The following is a 21,922-nucleotide window of genomic DNA, read 5'->3' on the forward strand; positions in this document are numbered from 1 at the left end:
TCTTATCTCCGTTCATAAAACAGCGAGGTGGCCTTCGTCCATCTTAACCGCCGCGCTGACTGCAATTTGTGCCGGAGAAACGTCACATTTGACCGCATATGCCTCGACACCACGCTGCATGGCGCGGCGGAAGGCCAGAGCATAGACCGGGTCCAGATCCTCGCAGATGCGCATCCGGTCGCAATCGCCGCGCTGGATGAGATAGAGCATCACCGCGCGGTGACCGGCTTCTTTCGCGTCACCCAACTCTTCCAGATGTTTTGCGCCGCGCTTGGTCGCAGTATCTGGAAATTCCGCCAGACCCGGCTCGCGCATGAAGTGCACGTTCTTGACCTCGACATAGGCGTCGGGCCGTCCGGGGCCTGAGAGCAGGAAATCGATGCGGGAATTGCGCCCGTATTTCTGCTCGCGTTTGAGTGTCGCATAACCGGTGAGCGGTTCGATGCGACCGTTGAGGATTGCTTCTTCCGCCAGCTTGTTCGGCATGCCGGTGTTGATGCCGACCACGGTACCGTCGGCTTCGACCATTTCGAGCATGTGGCGGTACTTGCGGGTCGGGCTGTCGTGTTCGGAAAGCCAGATCCGCGATCCTGGCGTCGTCAGGCCGCGCATCGAACCGGTATTGGGGCAGGAGCCGGTAATCGCGGTTCCGTCTTCGAGAATGGCATCGAAGAGAAACCGCTTGTAGCGGGCAACCAGGGTGGCGGGCGTAAGGGGCGGGGAAAATTGCATGACGACTTATTGAACCGCGACGTGAGGGATGGCAAGCGCCCCGGCATGCTGCCTGTTCATGCCAGAACATAGGTGCCGGGCGCATCGGCGAGCACCGGCCTGTCATTGGCGCCGGGCGGTCTTGCCTTGACCCTTGTGTTGTCGTGGCCTTCGATCCAGCTTTGCCAGTGCACCCACCACGAGCCCTTGTGCGCGGTGGCCGCAGCCTGCCAGGCGTCAAAGTCTCCGGATGGTGACGGCCCTGTCCAGTATTGATATTTCTCAAGCTCTGGCGGGTTCACGACACCGGCGATGTGGCCGGAGGCACCAAGCACGAAATCCACAGGGCCGCCGAACAGGGATGCACCGGTGAAAACCGACTTGGCGGGTGCGATATGGTCCTCGCGGGTTGCCAGATCGTAGACCGGGATTTTCACGTCACCGAGATTGATCCGCTTGCCAGCCACGCTCATCAGGCCGCGGGCCAGATTGTTCTTCAGGTAGCAATTGTGCAGGTAGAAGGAATGGCTCGCCGCCGTCACCCGGGTTGAATCGGAGTTCCAGTACAGGAGGTCGAAGGGCAGCGGCTCTGCGCCCCGCAGATAGTTGTCGACCATATAGGGCCAGATCAGGTCGGAGGCGCGCAGCATGTTGAAGACTGTCGCCATGATCGAGCCGTCGAGATAACCGACCGCCTTCATGTGCTGGTCGAGTGCGGCAAGCTGGTTTTCGTCGATGAACACCTTGAGGTCGCCAGCATGGGTAAAATCCGTCTGCGCCGCCAGAAGCGTTGCGGTACGGATGCGGGTGTCACCTTCCTGCGCGTAGAGCGCCAGCGCGGAGGAGAGCAGGGTGCCGCCGACACAGTAACCGACAGTGTTGACCTCGCTTTCGCCGGTCGCGGTTTCGACGGCATCCAGCGCAAAGCCTATTCCTTCGCGGATATAATCTTCCCAGTTCTTGTCGGCGAGTTGCGCATCCGGATTGATCCAAGACACCATGAAGACGCTGTGGCCTTGCTCAAGGCACCATTTGACGAAGGATTTCTGCGGGTTGAGATCGAGGATATAGAACTTGTTGATCCACGGCGGGATGATGAGGAGTGGCCGTTTGAGAGCTTTGTCGGTGGAGGGGACGTACTGGATGATTTCGCAAAGAGCGCTGCGGGCAATGACCTTGCCGGGGGTTATGGCAATGTTATGGCCGATGACGAACTTGCTGTAGTCGGTCTGTCGCAGTTTCAGGTGGCCATTGCCGGCGGCGACATCTTCGGCCAGTTGCGCCATGCCCTTGACCAGATTGGCGCCGCTCGTTGCCACGGTCTCGCGAAACACCTGCGGGTTGGTGAACACGAAGTTGGCGGGTGAAATCGCATCGGTCATCTGCCGCATGTAAAACAGGGCTTTTTCGCGGGTGTGATCGTCAAGCCCTTCGGCTTCATTGACCATCTTGTCGGCAAAGGCGACAGTGGTCTGATAGGTCTTCAACAGGAAATCGAAAAACGGATTGGCGTGCCAGTCTTCGTCGGCAAAGCGCCGGTTGCGGCGGCCGGTCTTGCTGGGTTCGGCCGTTTCGGGCTCAGGCGGTGTCTCGCCGGAAAACTGCGCGACCGATTTCGTCCAGAGATCGTAATAGCTTGAGAGCAGGTGGGTCTGGGCTTCCAGAGAGCGCTTCGGCTCCGCCATCCAGTATTCGGCAACGTCGGAGAGTGTTTTGACCAGATCGGTCATCGGGCTTGCGCTGTTTTGCGGAATGTCGCCACGTTCGCGCGGAGCCAGCCATTCGGACGCCGCCTTGCCCAGGTTTTCCAGCGCCCGGGCGATATTCATCGCAAATTCCTGGGGGTCGCGGATCACATATGCTTCGGCGGATCTGGCATCGAAGCCGGACGCTTTTTCGTCCTTGTCTCCGCCCATGCCATCAACGCCTGCCATGCACCCGTCCTCCTGCACATTTTTGTTATCTTTGTGTTTGCACATTCTGCATGAAAACGAATACAAGTTCCACCAGCAAGGGTGAGGCGGTCAAGCGCCCTCACAGTCGGATACGGTATCGGCAGATATCCCTAGAGGCGGAACATACGGATGGGCAAGCAGATGGGCAAGTACGGGAAATATACGGGGAGAATCATGCTTCTGTCCCTTTCCGGCGTGATGCTTGCCGCCTGCAAGGCGCCCGAGCCGATTGTTGCGCCCGCACATATGCGCCGCCCGACAGCTGAAATTGTCGGTCCGCAGCCTGTCAACAGCGATGCCGTCAGTCAGAAGCGCGACACCGGCACCTATCCGACCTTCGGCCAGCCCATGACGGCGGCAGGCAGCCAGATGACCGATGACGAAGCCGCCAAGATGGAGACGAGCATGACGCGTCTCGGCCTGGCGCGTCGCAACGGCCAGATTTCGGAAGCCGAATACAATCGCCGCGTTGCCGAACTGCGCGCGATTGCCGAAAATCAAAAACCGGTTCCGACACCAGCCTCGCAGTAAAATCGACGCTTCTGCTATTTGAGGCGGCCTGTGCTCCGGATGATGTCCGGTGGCTGAAGACCTGCGTCGACAGGCGTATTGCTACGCCCTCGCAACATCTTCTTTACCCTGTCGCTCAACGATCCGCTTACCCAAGTTCTTAAGTGAATGGATGCGGTTTGATGGTTATGGTGCGGCCATAACAAACAGGCCGCCGAAAAAGCGGTATTCAGGGTGAAATATCATGAAATGCATCGCCGCTCTGCTGGTTCTTGCCGGTTTTGCGCTCAATCCCGCACAGGCACGTGCGCCGCTGATCTATGGCGGCACGCATGCGCTGCATGGTCGGTGAGGACAGTCGACCGAGCGGTCTGAAACCGTATCGTCAGTCATTGCCTGCGGCTTCGTTCAGGGCGCGCAGATCGGGAACCGTGATGTGGCGGTTGTTTTCGATGCGGATGATGCCATCCTTGCGCAGCTTGGTCATCTGGCGGCTGACGGTTTCGATGGTAAGCCCAAGGAAATCAGCAATATCGGCGCGTGACAACGGCAAATCGAAACAGGATTTGTCGTCGTTTTCGGGGTCTATGTGCGTGGCAATCAGGTAAAGGAAGCTGGCCACCTTTTCCTGGGCCGACTTGCGGCCGAGTGTCAGCATCCAGTCGCGTGCTTCATCCAGTTCTTTCAGCGCCTGATCGTGCAGCTTGCGCTCCATGCCGGGCACTTCCGTTGCCATGCGGTCCAGCACGCGGCGCGGGAACATGCAAATTTCCACATCGGTCGCGGCCTCCGCCGTCATGCGGCTTTCCGCCATGAAGGGACGGCCGAGGAAATCGGGTGCGAATTGCAGTCCGACGATCTGCTGGCGTCCATCCGACAGCATTTTCGAGAGCTTCACGACGCCGTTCAGAATGTTGCCGTAAGAGGTGACCAGTTCTCCCTGACCAAGCAGTTCGTTTCCGGCGTCCAGTTTCTTGCGGCTGGAATGTCGGTTCAGTTCGCAAAGCTGCCGCGGGGTCAGCGCACTGCAAAGGCCGCCGTGGCGCGATTCACACGACCGACAGACAACGGGCACGTCCGAATTGTGGATGGTTTTCTGCAGCGTATCCATGAGCCGATGATTCCAGTGGGGGCTTCGCAAACGTCAAGCTATGCCGGCAAAACCGCGTCGTTTCAGGCCGCTTATCTTCGTCACCGCCCCTCAACGAATTCACGTGGAATTTAAGTCGCTATTTGATTGAAGTCAAAGTTGCAAACTGTCGCAGCCGCTACTCAGGGGAATGAAATCGACATTTTCTTGACAAAAGGCAAAACTGGACATGGCTGGCGAACTCCTCAAGAAATATTCGGGCGCGGTGCCGCGCTATACGAGCTATCCGACTGCCCCGCATTTCCATGAGGGAATCAATTCAGACGTTTACGCCGGGTGGCTTGGCGCGCTGGACCGAACGAACCGGATTTCGCTCTATCTGCACATTCCTTATTGCGATCGCCTGTGCTGGTTCTGCGCCTGCCACACCAAGCACACGCTGAAATACGAGCCGATTGCCGCCTATGTCGAAGTACTGAAACGGGAGATTGCTGCTGTCGGCGATCGTGTGTCGCCCGATGCCGTGGTCAGCGCGGTGCATTTTGGCGGTGGTTCGCCGACCATGCTGAGGCCGGAAGACATGAAAGATCTGATGGCGTGTCTGAAGGAGCATTTTACATTCGGTATCGAGCCGGAGATCAGTGTGGAGATGGACCCCAACGATCTGGACGATGCGCGGTATGACGCGCTGGCCGCGATCGGCATGACACGCGCCAGCCTGGGTGTGCAGGATTTCGATGAGAAGGTGCAAACGACCATCAATCGCATCCAGAGTTTTGATCAGACGCGGTCGGTGGTGCAAGCGGTGCGGGCGCGCGGTGTCAATTCAGTCAATTGCGACATTCTTTATGGGCTGCCTTATCAGACGCTCGACACGCTGAAACGAACGGTCGAGCAGATCGTCTCGCTCGACCCTGATCGCATTGCGCTTTTCGGTTACGCGCATGTGCCGTGGATGAAGAAACACCAGTCGCTGATCCCGGAGGATGCGCTGCCCGGTATCGAGGAGCGTTATCGGCAGATGTCGCTTGCGGCCGGGATGTTGGGCGCGGCGGGATATCAGGCAATCGGCATCGATCATTTTGCCAAGCCGGAAGACACACTGGCGAAGGCCATGATCGATGGCGGGTTACGGCGGAATTTCCAAGGATACACGACGGATACGGCCGATGCGCTGATCGGGCTTGGTGCGTCATCGATCGGCAAGCTGCCGCAGGGGTACGTGCAGAACATGGTGGCAACCGGGGAATATCAGCGTATGGCGGGCGAGGGTGGGCTTTGTGCCGTCAAGGGCATTGCGCTGTCGGATGACGACCGCGTGCGCGCTTTTGCCATCGAGCGACTGATGTGCGATTTCAGTCTTGATCTGGCTGCGCTCAAGCGTGCCTTCGGCAAGGCCGCCCATGCCGTGATGGCTGAGGCGCAGCTTTTTGCCGCAGGCGACAGGGATGGGCTTGTGGCACTCGACGGTGACGTTTTTGCCCTGAGCGAAGCCGGAAAGCCGTTTGCCCGGACAGTTGCCGCAACCTTCGACAGCTATCTTTCCAATGGCCGTGGGCGCCATTCGGTTGCTGTTTAAGCAACAGTTTCCCGCCAAATTTGAATGTCAGGTCACGAAACCATTGGCTTTTTGACGCGACTTGCCTATGTGGAGCGTCAGACAAGATTATTTTATACAACGACAATAAGGATTATGGGCGTGACAGCTACATTCGACAAGGTTGCCGACATTATCGCTGAAACCAGCGAAATCGACCGCGAAACCATTACGCCGGAGAGCCACACGATCGACGATCTGGGCATCGACAGCCTCGACTTCCTCGACATCGTTTTCGCGATCGACAAGGAATTCGGCATCAAGATTCCGCTCGAGCAGTGGACGCAGGAAGTCAACGAGGGCAAGGTTTCCACGGAAGAGTATTTCGTGCTGAAGAACCTCTGCGCCAAGATCGACGAACTGCGCGCAGCCAAGGGCTGATTTTGAGGGTGCCCGGCAATTAGGGCCGGGCGTGCTTTCAATATTCGTCATTCCGGTCTTGAGCCGGAAACCAGTGCGATCAGGTCCTTGATCGCGAAGAGATCTTCTGCCGCGCAGACGCGCGGCGGCTGGCTCCCGGATCAGTTCCGGGATGACGCAAGTCGGGACGTCGTGCATACATCGGTGTAGCCTTCCTTCCGCTGCTACCCAACTTCATGGACGAAACATGCTGCTCGAATATTTCCAGATGATCGACAAGGTCGAAGCCGTTGATATGGCGACGCGCACGTTGAAGGCGCAGTCCATTGTCCCGGATCAAAGCCCGGTTTTCGAAGGACACTTTCCAGGCATGCCATTGGTGCCGGGTGTGCTTCTGATCGAGACCATGGCGCAGGCTTCGGGCATGCTGGTTCTGGCGTTCAGCGATTTCGCCGCCATGCCGTTCCTGATGACGGTCGATGGCGCCAAGATGCGCACCTTCGTGGAGCCGGGCGCCGTGCTGGATATCGAGGCGGTTCTGGAGCATGACGGTTCGGGCTTTGCCGTGACCAAGGCGAAGATCACGTCCGGCGGCAAGAAGGTCTGCGATGCGCAACTCAAGCTGCGCACCATGCCGTTCAGCGAAATTCCGCTTGGCCCGATCGTCAAGAAGCGGGCCGAGGAAGTTGGCCTGATGGCGGCGATCGCCGCCGATACTTCTGCCTGATCTTTGCGAAAAGCCCGCCGTTAAACGATGAAAAGTCATGCATTGGAGCAGGTCTTGCAGCCTTCGCCATTGCAAAGCCGCATCGCGGGCATTATTCCGCATGGCAAGTGCGGCGTTCCTGCCGTTTTTTATGGCTGGCCCGGAGACACTATGTTCCGGAAAAGCGACAAAGGATGACGGATTATGAAGTCTGACAATGATGTGGTGATTACCGGGGTCGGTATCGTGACCTGTCATGGTGTCGGTGTTGACGCCCATATTGCACTGCTCTCCGCCGGTTCCGCGCCGGGAGCTATTGTCGAAACCGAAAAATTTGCGCCATACCCGATCCATCCGCTACCGGAAATCGACTGGTCTACCCAGATCGGCCGCAAGGATCAGCGCCAGATGGAAAACTGGCAGCGTCTCGGCGTTTACGCCGCAGGCGTGGCACTTGATGATGCCGGCCTGAAGGAAGACGCCGAAGCCTGCGGCACGATGGACATGATCGTGGCGGCCGGCGGCGGCGAGCGCGACATCAATGTCGACACGCAGATCGTCGATGAAGGCCTGAAGCGCAACGACCGCGAAGTCATGCTCAACGAGAAGCTGACGACGGAACTGCGTCCGACGCTGTTCCTGGCGCAGCTTTCCAACCTGATGGCCGGTAACATCTCTATCGTTCACAAGGTCACCGGTTCGTCGCGTACCTTCATGGGTGAAGAGGCTGCCGGCATCTCAGCCGTCGAGACCGCGTTCCATCGCATCCGCTCCGGCGAATCCACGCACGCCCTGGTTGGCGGCGCATTTTCGGCCGAACGTCCTGACATGATCCTGCTGTTCGAAGCTATCGGCGCGCATGCGCAGGGCGACTGGCAGCCGCTCTGGTCTCGTTCTGAGGCTGCAGGCGGCGGCATCGTCATCGGTTCGCTCGGCGCGTTCCTGGTGCTGGAATCACGCAAGCGCGCCGAAGCGCGCGGCGCACGCATCTATGCACGCATCGACGCGATTGAAGGCGATCGCGGCAGCCGTGACGAGGGGCGCATGGAAAAGCGTCTGGAGCGCATGCTGGCACCTGCCAGTGACAGCGCCTCAACGGTCGTGTTCTCCGGTGCCAGCGGTTATGACGCCGTGACCGTACGGGAAAAGGACGTTCTGGAAAAAGTTCTGCCGCAGGCTGCCATTCGCGGCTTTGGCGGTGTCACCGGTCATGGCCTCGAAGCACAGTTCCCGCTTGGTCTGGCGCTCGCAGCGCTGACGCTTGAAAGCGGTGCCAAGGTTCCGCCGTTCGATGCCAATGCCGAGAAGCCGATGGCGCAGGCCGCTGATGAAGCGGTTGTCACCACGGTTGGTCATGTGCGCGGCGAAGGTGTTGCCGTGCTGTCGCGCGACGTTTGAGGGAGTGAAGGATATGACTTCCAGTTTCAAGGATCATCTCGGTCGCCCGCTCGTCGCCGTTACCGGCATGGGCATCATCACGTCGCTGGGGCAGGGCCTTCAGGACAACTGGGCGGCTTTGACCTCGGGCAAATCCGGCATCCATGCGATTACCCGTTTCCCGACCGACAAGCTTTCGACCCGCATCAGCGGCACCGTCGATTTCATCGACATTCCCGTGCCGAATTCCGTCGAGCGCTCCTATGCGTTCGCGCGTGAAACGACGATCGAAGCGCTGGCGCAGGCCGGTATCTCCGGTGACTTCGAGGGACCGCTGTTCCTTGCCGCACCGCCGATCGAGCCGGAATGGAGTGCACGTTTCGAACTGGGCGACCGTTCTCCACCGGCTGCGAAGCCGGGCGACGCCTATGATCGCTTCATGGCGGCGCTGCGTCAGCGTCCCGATCCGGCATTTCAGGAAGCGGCGCTGTTCGGCGCGATTTCCGAGCGTCTTTCCGACCGGTTCGGCACGCGTGGCCTCCCGGTAACGCTGTCGACTGCGTGTGCTTCCGGCGCCACGGCAATCCAGCTCGGCGTCGAGGCGATCCGTCAGGGTCGCACCGACCGTGCATTGACGGTTGCCACCGACGGTTCGGTCAGTGCCGAAGCGCTGATCCGCTTTTCGCTGCTTTCGGCGCTGTCGACGCAGAACGATCCGCCGGAAAAGGCGTCTAAGCCGTTCAGCAAGGATCGCGACGGTTTCGTGATTGCCGAAGGCGCTGCAACGCTGGTGCTGGAATCGCTCGAAGCGGCCGTTGCACGTGGCGCAAAGGTTCTCGGCATCATCAAGGGCGCCGGCGAAAAGGCCGACAGCTTCCACCGCACCCGGTCCTCGCCGGATGGCGGCCCGGCTATCGCGACAATCCGTGCCGCACTTGCCGACGCTGGTGTTGCCGAAAGCGATATCGGCTACATCAACGCCCATGGCACATCGACGCCTGAAAACGACAAGATGGAATATGGTTCGATGCTTGCCGTGTTCGGCGAAGGACTGAAGGATATTCCGCTCTCGTCCAACAAGTCGATGATCGGTCACACCCTGACGGCGGCTGGTGCGGTTGAAGCCGTGTTTTCGCTGCAGACCATGCTGACCGGCACCCTGCCGCCGACGATCAACTATACCAATCCCGATCCGGCTATCCTGCTGGATGTGGTGCCGAACGTAAAACGTGACGCCGAGGTTAGTGCTGTTCTGTCCAACTCCTTCGGGTTTGGCGGGCAGAATGCGAGCCTTGTCATGACGCGGGAACCGGCTTAATCGGTTCACCGAGGCATCGTTGCCATAAATCGGAAACGATTTTCGGCCAGGACGATGCAGACATTCAAAGAGATTGAGCGCCTCCTGCGCGTCCTGACGGACGCGCGGCGCTCTGGATCAAAAACAAAAATAACGCCTCCAGGCGAAGGACTTTAAATTATGCGCGCTCTGCAACTCGTCGATGACCGTAGGCTTGAAAAAGTGGAACTGCCCGAGCCGGAAGCACCGGCTGCGGGTGAAGTGACGTTGCGCGTCAAGGCTGTCGCGCTGAACCATATCGACGTCTGGGGCTGGCGCGGCATGGCGTTCGCCAAGCGCAAGATGCCGCTCACCATCGGCGCCGAGGCGTCCGGTGTGGTCGAGGCAATCGGCCCCGGCGTGTCGAATGTTCTGCCCGGCCAGCTCGTGTCGATCTACGGCGCGCGCACCTGCGGTCTCTGCAAGCCCTGTCGCGAAGGCCGCGACAACCTGTGCGAACACGTTCAGGGTGTCCATGGCTTCCATCTGGACGGCTTTGCGCAGGAAAAGATCAATATCCCGGCTCGCCAGCTCGTTCCGGCACCGCACGGCGTCGACGCCATCGGTGCTGCGCTGGCGCCTGTGACTTTCGGCACGGTCGAGCACATGCTGTTCGACAACGCCAAGCTCGAGCCGGGTGAAACGATCCTGGTTCACGCCGGCGGTTCCGGCATCGGCACGGCCGCCATCCAGCTTGCCAAGAAGATGGGCTGCACCGTCATCACCACCGTTGGTTCCGACGACAAGATCGAGCGCGCCAAGGCATTGGGTGCCGACCACGTCATCAACTACCGTACGGACCGTTTTGAAGGCGTCGTGCGCAAGCTGACGAAGAAGAAGGGCGTCGACGTCGTCTTCGAACATGTCGGCAAAGACACCTGGGCCGGTTCCATGTTTTCGCTGAAGCGCGGCGGACGTCTCGTCACCTGCGGTTCGACCTCGGGTGTTTCGACCGATATCAACCTGATGATGCTGTTCCAGCAGCAGTTGAAGCTGCTCGGCTCCTTCGGTTGCCGCATGGAAAACATGGCGAACGCCATGCAGAAGATGGCACGCGGCATCGTTCACCCCGTTATCGATACCGAAGTGACTTTCGATGATATCGATCGGGCGCTGGAGCGCATGGAAACCCGCCAGGTCTTCGGGAAAATCGTTCTGCGGATGGATTGAAGCCCGTGAAAATGTTTCTCACGCGCATCGTCCTGAAGCTGGATAACTTCCGGCAATGGTTGATCGCGACCTTTGCGTTTGGTTTCCTGAACATGTTGAAGCTTTTTCCCGCCGATGCGGGAATTCGCTTCGCTGACAGATTTGCCCGCTGGATGGGGCCGAAGACCGGCCGTCACAGGCTTGTACTCTACAATCTGGCGCGGGCCTTCCCCGAGAAGACCGAGGAAGAGCGCCTGGCAATCGCCATGGATAGCTGGGGCAATATGGGCCGTCTTGCGGCCGAATATGTGTTCCTCGACCGTCTCTTCGACTTCGATCCCCAGAACGACAAGCCCGGCCGTATCGAGGTCGTCGGCATTCCCTCGTTCCTCGAGCTGCGCGACAATCCGCGTCCGTTCATCGTTTTCACCGCCCATACCGGCAATTTCGAATTGCTGCCGGTTGCCGGTTCGGCATTCGGGCTTGAGGTGACGGTGCTGTTTCGTCCGCCGAACAATCCTTACGTGGCCGACAAGGTGTTCAACTTCCGCAAGGAACGCATGGGCAATCTCGTGCCTTCGCATGCCGGATCGTCCTTTGCGCTGGCCCGCCAGCTCGAGAGAGGCGGCGGGGTTGGCGTTCTCGTCGACCAGAAGTTCAGCAAGGGGCTGCCCACCAGGTTCTTCGATCTTGAGGTGCGGACCAACCCGCTGCTTGCCAAGCTGGTGCGCCAGTTCAACTGCGATGTTTATCCGGCGCGCTGCGTGCGCTTGCCCGACAACCGCTATCGTCTGGAAATCGAACCGAAGGTCGACATTCCGCGCGATGACAAAGGCAATGTCGACGTGCAGGCAACGGCCCAGATGCTCAACGACAAGGTTGAAAGCTGGGTACGGGAGCATCCCGGCCAATGGCTCTGGTACCACGATCGCTGGAACGTCAAACACCAGATTCCAGCTGAATAAGACAAAAGACCGGTGCCTTTCGAGGCGCCGGTTTTTTTTGACAAAAGGCATTTCTGGTCCGGCCAACCGGACTTCCAGCCCTAACTTTTTGCTCGTAGATTATCGAAATTGAAAAAACGTTCGCGGCTGTGATATTTTGGCTGCTATTCTGAATGGCGTTCTCGTTTCTCGTTACGGCATTTTTAAGCGACCAGCCGATATAACGGGGAGAACAGGGTATATGCGTTCGGGTTGAGAACGGGCTATTTGTTCGTTCCGGGAGAGTCGGGTTGAAAGATTTGATTGAACTGTTCTGGTTGCGTTACACGGAACTGCAATCTGCTGTCGGCAAGAACGAAGCCGACAAGATCGCAGTGCTGGAGCGTGAGCTCGAACAGCTTCTGGACAAGATCGCCGGCAGCAAGACGGAGAACGCCGAAGAAATTCGCGAGCAGTTCCGTTTCGCCATCGACCTTCTGAACCATGAAGCCGAGGACCTGGGTTGCGTCCAGCGCAACTCCGAAATCCTGAGAACGCTTGTCGATCGTTATGTCGGCCTGTCGCGCAAGTCGAAAGCGGTTGGTGACGAAGACGCCGATATCGGCAGTTTCGAATGGCAGCACCGCCATCTCGTTTTCGATGAGGACATGCTGTCCGATCTCGGAGAGCCCGTTGTCGTCGTCTCTCCCGGTTATCGCGTGTCCTATGCCAATGGTCTGGATACCTTCCAGCGCAATGCGCCCGAGGGGCTGGTCGGCTGCCACATTGCCGAGCTGGTCGGGGTTCACCGTTTCCAGAACGATCTGCGTGAGAAGCTCGACAACTGCTTCAAGGGCGACGCTTCGAAATACACCTACGCGGAAGACAGCAACGGCCATACCGTTGTGAAGTCGCTCGAGATGTCGCCGTGCTATTCCTCGGCCTACAAGCTGGTGGGCGCCATGGTGGTCATCCGCGAAATCGCCGATCGCAGACGCCGCGCGATGGCGTGATGGTAACGGCGTAAGGAAACGCCGTTTATCCCGAAATCAGAGCGTTCAGAAGAGCGCCGATCGAATAGGGGCTTGAGCTGTCCATCATCAGCCTTGCTGCCATGGCGACGCACGAAATCACCAGAAGCGGGCGGATGATCTTTGCACCGTTCTTCATGGCAAAACGTGAGCCGATCTGCGCGCCGACGAACTGACCAAAGCCCATGGCGAGGCCGAGTTTCCACAGCACTGCACCGCCCAGCGCAAACACGACGAAGCCGCCGAAATTAGAGCCGAGATTGAGAAGCTTGGTGTGCGCCGTCGCCTTGAGCATGCCGAAGCCTGCGAGCGCCACGAAGGCCAGCATGTAGAAGGAACCTGCGCCCGGTCCGAAAACACCGTCATAAAAGCCGATCAGCGGGGCCACCACGGCGCCGAAGATGAACGGCGTCATGCGTTGGTGGCTGTCGATATCGCTCAGTTGCGGCTTGAGGGCGAAATAGGTGGCAATGGCGATCAGCAGAAACGGCATGATGGCGCGCAGGATATCGGAGGGCACGAAGGCCGCTGCCAGCGCGCCCAGCATGCCGCCCAGCATCGCCATGAATGCCATGGGCAACTGCTTGCGCAGATTGACGTGGCCGCGGCGCGCGTAAGCGATGGTCGCCGAGGCCGAGCCGAACTGCGATTGCAGCTTGTTGGTGCCCAGTGCATCAAGCGGCGGAATGCCCATGATGAGCATGGCCGGAATGGTGATGAGGCCGCCTCCACCCGCGATGGAATCGATAAATCCGGCAAAAACGGCAACCAGAATGAGAACCAGGAATACGTGGAGGGCGATGTCTTGCACTGAAAAAATCCGGGAGAAAACGGACGCGGGGAGGTGGGCTTCTTCTTTCACCTAAACGATGCCGGTGCAATGATTTTATAAGTCATCCGCTTCGATATTCGGATCGTCCCCGGCTTGCGGCGGCGGCGCTTATGGCTATGGTGCGTGGCGTGCCGCCGGTCAGTTCCGGCAGTGCCGGAATTTTGGAGCAGGACGACAATGCATAAAGTGATTTTCGATACGGACCCCGGTGTGGACGATGCCATGGCGCTGCTGTTTTTGCACCGCCATCCCGATATCGACCTTATCGGCGTGACGACGGTGTTTGGCAACGCTCCGATCGATATCACCACCCGCAATGCGCTGTTCCTCAAACAGGAATGGCAGATGACGGCGCCTGTCGCCAAGGGGGCTGGCGTCACCTTCGATCCAGCCCGTCCGGAGCGTCACTGGCCGACCCTCATCCACGGCGAGAACGGTCTTGGCGACATCGATATTCCCGAGACCATCGACCTGCCGCTCGATCCGCGTTCGGCGCATGATTTCATCATCGATACGGTCAAGGCCAATCCGGGCGAAGTGACGCTGATTGCCGTTGGCCGCATGACGAACCTTGCGCTTGCGCTGCGTCAGGAGCCGGACTTCGCCGCACTGGTGAAAGACGTCATCATCATGGGCGGCGCCTTCGACATGAACGGCAACGTTTCGCCCGCCGCAGAAGCCAATATCCATGGCGACCCGGAAGCAGCCGATCTGGTCTTCACCGCGCCCTGGCGCGTCACTGTCGTTGGTCTCGACGTGACCACCAAGACGGTCATGACGAGCGCATTTCTCGACGAGATGGCGAAGGAGGGAGGCAAGCCCGTCCAGCTTCTGTCGGATCTGTCGCAGTTCTACATCGATTTCTACAAGACCCGCACCGGCGACGGCATGGTGGTGCATGATAGCTGCGCCTGCGTCTATCTGGTGGCGCCCGAGCTGTTCCAGACCCGTAGCGGCCCGATCCGCGTTGTCTGCGGCGGTATTGCCGACGGTCAGACGATTCAGAAGCCGGATGGCCGTGGTTTTCCGCCGGGCCATTGGGATGGTCATCCAAGCCAGCTTATCTGCACGGATATCGAGCCGGAGCGGGTGCTGGATCTGATCAAGGCGGTCATCGTTCGCGGTGAACGCGGCTGATGCCGTAAATGGCGGTTTGAGGTCCGTCGTGACGATTTCGCGTGTCGCGGAATAAAAGTTGAATCGTCACGACCACCTTGAGCATAGCTTGCCTTGCATTTTCCCAGAATCTGGCGTTATGCAAGGTCTTCGATTTCCTGCTGAAATCCATGCGGTTCGCATGAGCCGCTGAAGCTTGTGCCGGTGATGGCAGGGCAGGCGATCGCACAACCGCTTTGCGGACGAAAACCCTTTTATGTTTTTCGGCGCTTTGCGTTACAATGAACAACGCTTGCCGGATGGGTTCGTATCGGCAGCGTTCACCAACAAAAACGAACCTTCGTTATGGGCCGGCAGTCCGGTCCATTTCCATGAGGAAAGAGATGGAAGAGTTTCACAAGGTCAAGCGTCTGCCGCAATACGTCTTCGAACAGGTCAACCGTTTGAAAGCGAGCGCGCGAGCGGGTGGCGCGGATATCATCGACCTTGGCATGGGTAATCCGGATCTGCCGACGCCGAAGGCGATCGTCGACAAGCTCTGCGAAGTGGTTCAGGACCCACGCACCCATCGCTATTCCTCGTCCAAGGGTATTCCCGGCCTTCGCCGCGCGCAGGCCGCCTATTACGCCCGCCGCTTCGGCGTAAAGCTGAACCCGGACACGCAGGTCGTTGCGACCCTCGGTTCCAAGGAAGGCTTCGCCAACATGGCGCAGGCCATCACGGCGCCGGGCGATGTCATCCTGTGTCCGAACCCGACATATCCGATCCACGCTTTCGGCTTCCTGATGGCTGGCGGTGTTATCCGTTCGATGAATGTCGAGCCGGATGAAAACTTCTTCGGCCCGCTGGAGCGCGCTGTGCGCCACTCCATTCCGAAGCCTCTGGCGCTGATCATCAACTACCCGTCCAACCCGACGGCGCATGTTGCATCGCTGGATTTCTACAAGGACGTCATCGCGTTTGCGAAAAAGCATGAGCTGATCGTACTGTCCGACCTTGCCTATTCGGAAATCTATTTCGACGACAACAACCCGCCGCCGTCTGTTCTGGAAGTGCCGGGTGCTATCGACGTGACGGTGGAATTCACCTCCATGTCGAAGACCTTCTCCATGCCCGGCTGGCGCATGGGCTTTGCGGTGGGCAACGAACGCCTGATCGCAGCTCTGACACGCGTGAAGTCCTATCTGGATTACGGCGCGTTCACGCCGATCCAGGTTGCCGCGACCCACGCGCTCAATGGCGACGGTTCCGACATCGCGGAAGTGCGCAATGTCTATCGCCGCCGTCGCGACGTCATGGTCGACACGTTCGGCAAGGCCGGTTTTGAAGTTCCGCCGCCGGCTGCGACGATGTTCGCATGGGCGAAAATCCCGGAAAAGTTCCGCCATCTCGGCTCTCTGGAGTTCTCCAAGCTCCTGGTCGAGAAGGCCGATATCGCCGTTGCTCCCGGCATCGGCTTTGGCGAGATGGGCGATGATTACGTTCGTCTTGCGCTCGTTGAGAACGAGCATCGAATTCGCCAGGCGGCGCGCAATCTGAAGCGCTTCCTGTCGACTGCAGACGAAACGATGCACAACGTCGTTTCTCTGAACGCCCACAGATAAGGGCACCCGAAGGCGGCCGGTCCCGGCCGCCACCATCACCAGCAAATCAGGAACATACCCATGGCAGATTCATTGAGAATCGGCATAGCGGGGCTCGGCACTGTCGGCGCTTCGCTCGTGCGCATCCTCCAGCAGAGAAGCAACGAACTTGCGATTACCTGCGGACGCGCAATTGAGATTATTGCCGTCAGCGCGCGCGACCGTTCGCGCGACCGCGGCATTGATCTCACCGGTATTACCTGGTTTGACACGCCGGAGCAGCTTGCCAGCGAAGCCGATATCGATGTTTTCGTTGAACTGGTCGGCGGTGCGTCCGGACAGGCGGAAAATGCCGTCCGTTCGGCGCTCGCACGTGGTCTCCATGTGGTGACAGCCAACAAGGCGCTGCTTGCCAAGCATGGCGTCGAACTGGCTGTGCTGGCGGAAGAGAAGGGCGCGCTCCTGAACTTCGAAGCGGCTGTGGCCGGTGGCATCCCGATCATCAAGGCGCTGCGCGAGTCGCTGACCGGCAACCATGTGTCGCGCATCTACGGCATCATGAACGGCACCTGCAATTACATCCTTACCAAGATGGAGAAGGAAGGGTTGTCGTTCGAGGCCTGCCTCAAGGAAGCCCAGCGTCTCGGTTACGCAGAAGCCGATCCGGCCTTCGACATCGAAGGCAACGATACGGCGCACAAGCTGGCGATCCTGACAACGCTTGCTTTCGGCAACAAGATCTCGGCAGACGATATCTACCTCGAAGGCATCACGAATATCTCCATCGAGGATATTCAGGCGGCTGCCGATCTTGGTTACCGCATCAAGCTGCTCGGTGTGGCGCAGGTGACCGAAACCGGCATCGAACAGCGCGTTCATCCGACGATGGTGCCGCTCGATTCCGTCATTGCGCAGGTGGACGGCGTGACCAACGCTGTTGCGGTCGAGTCCGACATTCTCGGTGAACTGTTGATGGTCGGTCCTGGTGCCGGCGGCAACGCCACGGCCTCGGCCGTGCTCGGCGACATCGCCGACATTGCCAAGAGCCGTCCTGGCGCACAGCAGGTGCCGGTGCTTGGCCGTCCGGCCAAGGCGCTGACCGAATATCGTCGTGCCAAGATGAAGAGCCACGAGGGCGGATACTTCATTCGTCTGACGGTGAAGGACAAGGCCGGCGTGTTTGCGTCGATCGCCACACGCATGGCCGACAACAACATCTCGCTGGAATCGATTGTCCAGCATTCGCGCGTTCCCGTTGAAGGCGGCGCGAAGACCATCATTCTCGTCACACATGCGACGATGGAAGATGCGATCCGCAAGGCGGTAAAGGCGATCAAGAACGAGAAGTATCTCGTCAGCGAACCGCAGGTGATCCGAATCGAGCGGACGTAAGTTTCTCTCGCAGGCAGATGATTTTCAGGAAACGGCGACATTTCGAAGATGTCGCCGTTTTTTATTGCGTTTTGTCAGCCGTGGTGACTTCAGACTGCTGAATTGCCTGCAAATTCTTGCGTTGTGACGGGACAAAGACACTGGAAAATACTCGTATTTCAGAATACGGTTAATGAAGTTCACCGAAGCGAGGGAGGCGCGGCCGTGACATCCATCATACTCTTCAAGGATTCCAGTCCGTCGCAGGTTGCTGTTGCCCGTTGCAGGGCGCGTCATAGCGCCAATGACAATATCCGCAGCATGGAATTTGACGTCGTCATGCAGGAGCGCAACTGGTGTTCCCTGGCGGTTTTTTCGTCGCTGCTGCTGGTCGGCACGCTTTCCATCGCCAGCCCGTTTTTCTCGATTCTGGCTTTATGACCCTACCTTCAGGCGTTTTTGCTTGAAAAACGCCGATCTGCCCTCTAGCCCATTGTTGAGACAACATGCGCCTTGATGGAAAGGCGCAAGGCAGGACAATGGACAGAATCGCAATGAATGAGCCGGTCGATGCCGTGGCCCGCGCCTTTCTCGGCGTGGAGCGTTCGGCGACTGAGCAGCGTTGGGTGTCACGGCTCGATCAGGCCGGCCAGAACCGCGCGCTCGCCATGTCACAGGTTCACGGCATTCCGGAACTGATTGCACGCGTGCTGGCGGGACGGGGCGTGGCCGTGGATGACGCTATGGCGTTTCTCGATCCGACCATCCGCTCACTGATGCCCGATCCGCATGTGCTGACCGATTGCGCCAAAGCTGCCGAACGTCTGGCGCAGGCGATAGAGCGCGGCGAAAAGGTCGCGATCTTCGGCGACTATGATGTGGACGGTGCTTCGTCTTCCGCGCTGATGTATCGTTTCCTGCATCATTTCGGCCTGACGCCGGAAATCTACATTCCAGACCGCATTTTCGAAGGTTACGGGCCAAACCCTGCCGCCATGCAGCAACTGGCCGCCAATGGCGCCACACTGATCGTCACCGTCGACTGCGGTTCGACCAGCCATGAATCGCTTGCAGCGGCGCGCGAGGCCGGTACCGATGTCGTTGTCATCGACCACCATCAGGTCGGCACGGAGCTGCCGTATGCGGTGGCTCTGGTCAATCCGAACCGTGAGGACGATCTGTCGGGGCAGGGACATCTCTGCGCGGCAGGTGTGGTGTTTCTTGTTCTGGTCGCAACGCTGCGTCTGCTGAAAGACCGCAAGCACCGGCAGGCCTTCACGCTCGATCTCTTGTCCTATCTGGATATTGTCGCCCTCGCCACGGTTTGCGATGTCGTGCCGCTCAAGGGGCTGAACCGCGCTTATGTGGTCAAGGGGCTGATTGCGGCCCGCCACATGAACAATGCCGGGCTTGCTGCGCTGTTTCGCAAGGCGGGTCTTGGCGGGCCTGTGACGCCTTATCATTTCGGCTTTCTGATCGGCCCACGTATCAACGCCGGCGGTCGTATCGGTGACGCCGCACTCGGCAGCCGGCTGCTGACGCTTGATGATACGGTTGAGGCGGAAGTCATTGCCGAAAAGCTGGATGAGCTCAATCGCGAGCGTCAGGCGATGGAAGCCGCCATGCTGGCTGAAGCCGAGGCCGAGGCGCTCTTCGAATATGGCGACGGCACGGGTGCCGGCGTGATCGTCACGGCGCGCGAGAACTGGCATCCGGGTATTGTCGGCCTGCTGGCCTCGCGCCTCAAGGATCGTTTTCGCCGCCCGGCCTTTGCCATTGCTTTCGATCCCTCGGGGAAGGGCACGGGCTCGGGCCGCTCGATCAATGGTTTCGACCTTGGCAAGATGGTCCGTACCGCCGTGGAAATGGGTCTGCTGGTCAAGGGTGGCGGTCACGCCATGGCGGCCGGTCTCACCGTCGAACGTGCCAATCTCGGTAAGCTCAGAGCCTTTTTCGAGGAGAGCGCTGCCAAGACGGTCAGTACGCTGGTTGAAAACAGCGTGCTGAAGATTGACGGTGCCATCGGTGCATCCGGCGCGACCCTGCAACTGATCGACCAACTGGACCAGGCCGGGCCATATGGCTCCGGTCATTCGCAGCCAGTCTTTGCCATTCCAGCCCACCGCCTGCGCGATGTGCGACTGGTTGGCACCTCGCACGTCAAGGTGACGCTGGAGGCGATGGATGGCTCACGGCTCGATGGTATCGCATTTCGCGCCGCAGAGGCGCCTCTGGGGCAATTGCTGCTCAATTCTCGCGGTAAGCTTCTCCACGTCGCAGGCACGCTTGGTGCGGATCTGTGGCAGGGACAGAAGCGCGTGCAGCTTCGTCTTCTCGATGCTGCCCTGTCTCCCTGACAAGTCTGCCTGATAGCGCTCCGGCGGCGTCCTGACGGGCCGCAAGGCCAGCAGGTTACACCCTTCCTGCATAGAGCCTGATACGCCAAACCGTCGCGCGGTTTTGCGGCGCTGGTCTGCGTCTGAAGAAGTATTCAAGCCTAGGGGAGGAGGACCGAAATATCGCGATACGGTTCGCGTCACGTTTGATCGCAAACGTATGTCGCGACGTTCAAGACGTTGCTGTAACTCTATGATTTTATGAGAGAAGCAAGTGGCACGCCCTAGGGGAGTCGAACCCCTCTTTTCAGAATGAAAATCTGACGTCCTAACCGATAGACGAAGGGCGCGTGCGCTTGTGGTGTGGCGCCCTTATAGTCAGGCTCCGGATTCTCCGCAAGCGGCAAAATGCATTTTTTTCGTCTGAACGACATTTTTTTTAATTGGCCGCCGAAGCCTGTGGAAAACTGGCTTCAAAATCGGCAAGCGATTGAAAATATGAGGATATTCTAAAGGGTCTAAACGGTGAGGTGCGCCGAAGGCACCTATATTTTCGCTGACATCATCGGGTGCGGCTATGATCCGACAAAATGATGCGCCGCGGATGCGTGACGACCGGGGAGGTGTCCTCGAAGCGTTGTTCTGGGCGATGGATGAGGGCAGTGAAACTGGAGACGCAGATCGACAGATCAAAGCAATGTTTGAAGCCAGATCAGATTGTCTTGGGGAGATTAACCCCACAAGTGGCACGCCCTAGGGGAGTCGAACCCCTCTTTTCAGAATGAAAATCTGACGTCCTAACCGATAGACGAAGGGCGCGTGCGCTTGTGGTGTGGCGCCCTTATAGTCAGGCTCTTGAATGTCCGCAAGCGGAAAATTGCGTGATTTGACAAAAAAATGACAAGGCGCTCCAGAAGCCCTGCAAAACAAGGATTTTCGTTTCGTAACAGATAGTTAATTCGTGCCGTTGAGGTGCTATTCAGCCCTGTTTCAAGCCTTCGATCGCCGGAAATGTCACAAGAGATTCGTATTTCCGGAATCGCCGCGGCCCAAAAAAATCGCCGAAAACTGCGATCGGCCAATAAAAAACGGGGCCATTGAGGCCCCGTCTGATGAAGGTTCGATGTTTCTTCGATCCTAGTGAGGAATCTGGCCTAGTGCAGAATCTGGCTGAGGAAGAGCTTGGTGCGCTCGTGCTGCGGATTGTCGAAGAACTCCTGCGGGGAGTTCTGTTCGACGATCTGGCCCTGATCCATGAAGATCACCCGGTTTGCCACCTGACGGGCAAAACCCATTTCGTGGGTCACGCACAGCATGGTCATACCGTCTTCGGCAAGGCTCACCATCGTATCCAGCACTTCCTTGACCATTTCCGGGTCAAGTGCCGAGGTTGGTTCGTCGAACAGCATGATCTTCGGCTTCATGCACAGCGAGCGGGCGATTGCCACACGCTGCTGCTGACCACCGGAAAGCTGGCCGGGATATTTGTTGGCCTGCTCAGGGATCTTGACGCGCTTGAGGTAGTGCATCGCCACTTCCTCGGCCTCCTTCTTCGGCATCTTGCGAACCCAGATCGGTGCCAGTGTGCAGTTTTCCAGGATCGTCAGATGCGGGAAGAGGTTGAAGTGCTGGAACACCATGCCGACTTCGCGACGCACTTCATCGATCTTCTTCAGGTCGTTGGTGAGTTCGATACCGTCAACGAAGATGTTGCCCGACTGGTGTTCTTCCAGACGGTTGATGCAGCGGATCATGGTCGACTTGCCGGAACCGGAAGGGCCGGCAATGACGATGCGCTCGCCGCGCATGACCTTGAGGTTGATGTCGCGCAGCACGTGGAAATCGCCGTACCACTTGTTCATGCCGACGATTTCGATTGCAACGTCGGTTGCCGAAACGGCCAGTTTTTTTGCTTGGGTTTCTGCCATTTGAGCGTCCC

19 protein-coding genes and 2 tRNA genes are annotated in these 21,922 nt (G+C 58.7%); 14 read left to right on the forward strand and 7 right to left on the reverse strand.

What is annotated here, in order from left to right:
• Positions 1-12: 12 nt before the first annotated feature.
• Both sfsA and ACIQT8_RS02045 read right to left on the reverse strand, forming a co-directional pair.
• On the reverse strand, positions 13-732 hold the full coding sequence (sfsA, locus tag ACIQT8_RS02040) for a DNA/RNA nuclease SfsA (protein WP_400962843.1): 720 nt from the start codon (positions 730-732) through the stop codon (positions 13-15).
• Positions 733-788: 56 nt separating this feature from the next.
• Positions 789-2,645, reverse strand: a complete 1,857-nt coding sequence (locus ACIQT8_RS02045; RefSeq protein ID WP_400962846.1) for a PHA/PHB synthase family protein — start codon at positions 2,643-2,645, stop codon at positions 789-791.
• Between the two features lie 195 nt (positions 2,646-2,840).
• On the opposite strand from ACIQT8_RS02045, the gene ACIQT8_RS02050 reads away from it, so the two are divergent.
• Positions 2,841-3,197 carry a hypothetical protein gene (locus tag ACIQT8_RS02050; protein ID WP_246705213.1) on the forward strand — a complete coding sequence of 119 codons (357 nt, stop codon included), beginning with the start codon at positions 2,841-2,843 and terminating at the stop codon, positions 3,195-3,197.
• 364 nt (positions 3,198-3,561) lie between these two features.
• Here the strand turns inward: ACIQT8_RS02050 and fnrN are convergent, their stop codons facing one another.
• Positions 3,562-4,287, reverse strand: coding sequence for a transcriptional regulator FnrN (gene fnrN, locus ACIQT8_RS02055; protein WP_400962849.1), 726 nt, complete (start codon positions 4,285-4,287; stop codon positions 3,562-3,564).
• A gap of 208 nt (positions 4,288-4,495) precedes the next feature.
• Here fnrN and hemN point away from each other — a divergent pair, with 208 nt between their 5' ends.
• The 8 genes from hemN (at position 4,496) to ACIQT8_RS02095 (ending at position 12,727) form a co-directional block, all read left to right on the forward strand.
• On the forward strand, positions 4,496-5,845 hold the full coding sequence (hemN, locus tag ACIQT8_RS02060; RefSeq protein ID WP_400962852.1) for an oxygen-independent coproporphyrinogen III oxidase: 1,350 nt from the start codon (positions 4,496-4,498) through the stop codon (positions 5,843-5,845).
• A gap of 114 nt (positions 5,846-5,959) precedes the next feature.
• Entirely contained in the window at positions 5,960-6,244 is a 285-nt protein-coding gene (locus ACIQT8_RS02065) for an acyl carrier protein (protein WP_003495848.1), read from the forward strand.
• 226 nt (positions 6,245-6,470) lie between these two features.
• Positions 6,471-6,950, forward strand: coding sequence for a 3-hydroxyacyl-ACP dehydratase FabZ family protein (locus tag ACIQT8_RS02070; protein WP_262526064.1), 480 nt, complete (start codon positions 6,471-6,473; stop codon positions 6,948-6,950).
• Positions 6,951-7,130: 180 nt separating this feature from the next.
• A complete protein-coding gene (locus ACIQT8_RS02075) occupies positions 7,131-8,327 on the forward strand; it encodes a beta-ketoacyl-ACP synthase (protein WP_400964344.1) in 1,197 nt (398 codons plus the stop codon).
• Positions 8,328-8,340: 13 nt separating this feature from the next.
• On the forward strand, positions 8,341-9,624 hold the full coding sequence (locus ACIQT8_RS02080) for a beta-ketoacyl-ACP synthase (RefSeq protein WP_400962855.1): 1,284 nt from the start codon (positions 8,341-8,343) through the stop codon (positions 9,622-9,624).
• Between the two features lie 159 nt (positions 9,625-9,783).
• Positions 9,784-10,812 carry a zinc-binding dehydrogenase gene (locus tag ACIQT8_RS02085; RefSeq protein ID WP_138793108.1) on the forward strand — a complete coding sequence of 343 codons (1,029 nt, stop codon included), beginning with the start codon at positions 9,784-9,786 and terminating at the stop codon, positions 10,810-10,812.
• 11 nt (positions 10,813-10,823) lie between these two features.
• On the forward strand, positions 10,824-11,756 hold the full coding sequence (locus ACIQT8_RS02090) for a lipid A biosynthesis lauroyl acyltransferase (RefSeq protein ID WP_262526154.1): 933 nt from the start codon (positions 10,824-10,826) through the stop codon (positions 11,754-11,756).
• Between the two features lie 269 nt (positions 11,757-12,025).
• The gene (locus ACIQT8_RS02095; RefSeq protein WP_138793106.1) at positions 12,026-12,727 is read left to right on the forward strand and encodes a hypothetical protein; all 702 of its coding nucleotides are present in this window, start codon (positions 12,026-12,028) and stop codon (positions 12,725-12,727) included.
• 25 nt (positions 12,728-12,752) lie between these two features.
• Here the strand turns inward: ACIQT8_RS02095 and ACIQT8_RS02100 are convergent, their stop codons facing one another.
• Positions 12,753-13,556 (reverse strand): TSUP family transporter, encoded by an 804-nt coding sequence (locus ACIQT8_RS02100; RefSeq protein WP_400962859.1) that lies wholly within the window; start codon positions 13,554-13,556, stop codon positions 12,753-12,755.
• Between the two features lie 198 nt (positions 13,557-13,754).
• Here ACIQT8_RS02100 and ACIQT8_RS02105 point away from each other — a divergent pair, with 198 nt between their 5' ends.
• The 5 genes from ACIQT8_RS02105 to recJ all read left to right on the forward strand — a co-directional run bounded on the left by ACIQT8_RS02105 (position 13,755) and on the right by recJ (position 20,004).
• The gene (locus ACIQT8_RS02105; RefSeq protein ID WP_138793104.1) at positions 13,755-14,714 is read left to right on the forward strand and encodes a nucleoside hydrolase; all 960 of its coding nucleotides are present in this window, start codon (positions 13,755-13,757) and stop codon (positions 14,712-14,714) included.
• A 362-nt stretch (positions 14,715-15,076) separates the two neighbouring features.
• On the forward strand, positions 15,077-16,297 hold the full coding sequence (locus ACIQT8_RS02110) for an LL-diaminopimelate aminotransferase (protein ID WP_138793103.1): 1,221 nt from the start codon (positions 15,077-15,079) through the stop codon (positions 16,295-16,297).
• A 60-nt stretch (positions 16,298-16,357) separates the two neighbouring features.
• Entirely contained in the window at positions 16,358-17,668 is a 1,311-nt protein-coding gene (locus tag ACIQT8_RS02115; RefSeq protein ID WP_138793102.1) for a homoserine dehydrogenase, read from the forward strand.
• A gap of 204 nt (positions 17,669-17,872) precedes the next feature.
• Complete coding sequence (locus tag ACIQT8_RS02120; RefSeq protein WP_262526057.1) at positions 17,873-18,088, forward strand: hypothetical protein; 216 nt, start codon at positions 17,873-17,875, stop codon at positions 18,086-18,088.
• A 113-nt stretch (positions 18,089-18,201) separates the two neighbouring features.
• Positions 18,202-20,004 carry a single-stranded-DNA-specific exonuclease RecJ gene (gene recJ / locus ACIQT8_RS02125; RefSeq protein WP_400964346.1) on the forward strand — a complete coding sequence of 601 codons (1,803 nt, stop codon included), beginning with the start codon at positions 18,202-18,204 and terminating at the stop codon, positions 20,002-20,004.
• 254 nt (positions 20,005-20,258) lie between these two features.
• On the opposite strand, the gene ACIQT8_RS02130 is transcribed toward recJ, so the two are convergent.
• From ACIQT8_RS02130 to ACIQT8_RS02140, 3 genes are all read right to left on the reverse strand, one after another.
• Positions 20,259-20,333, reverse strand: a tRNA-Glu gene (locus ACIQT8_RS02130).
• Positions 20,334-20,727: 394 nt separating this feature from the next.
• A tRNA-Glu gene (locus ACIQT8_RS02135) sits at positions 20,728-20,802 on the reverse strand.
• A 335-nt stretch (positions 20,803-21,137) separates the two neighbouring features.
• Complete coding sequence (locus ACIQT8_RS02140) at positions 21,138-21,911, reverse strand: amino acid ABC transporter ATP-binding protein (protein WP_178340827.1); 774 nt, start codon at positions 21,909-21,911, stop codon at positions 21,138-21,140.
• Between the last annotated feature and the right edge of the window lie 11 nt (positions 21,912-21,922).

This window comes from Agrobacterium sp. NPDC090273, from assembly GCF_044772305.1.
Lineage (GTDB): Bacteria > Pseudomonadota > Alphaproteobacteria > Rhizobiales > Rhizobiaceae > Agrobacterium.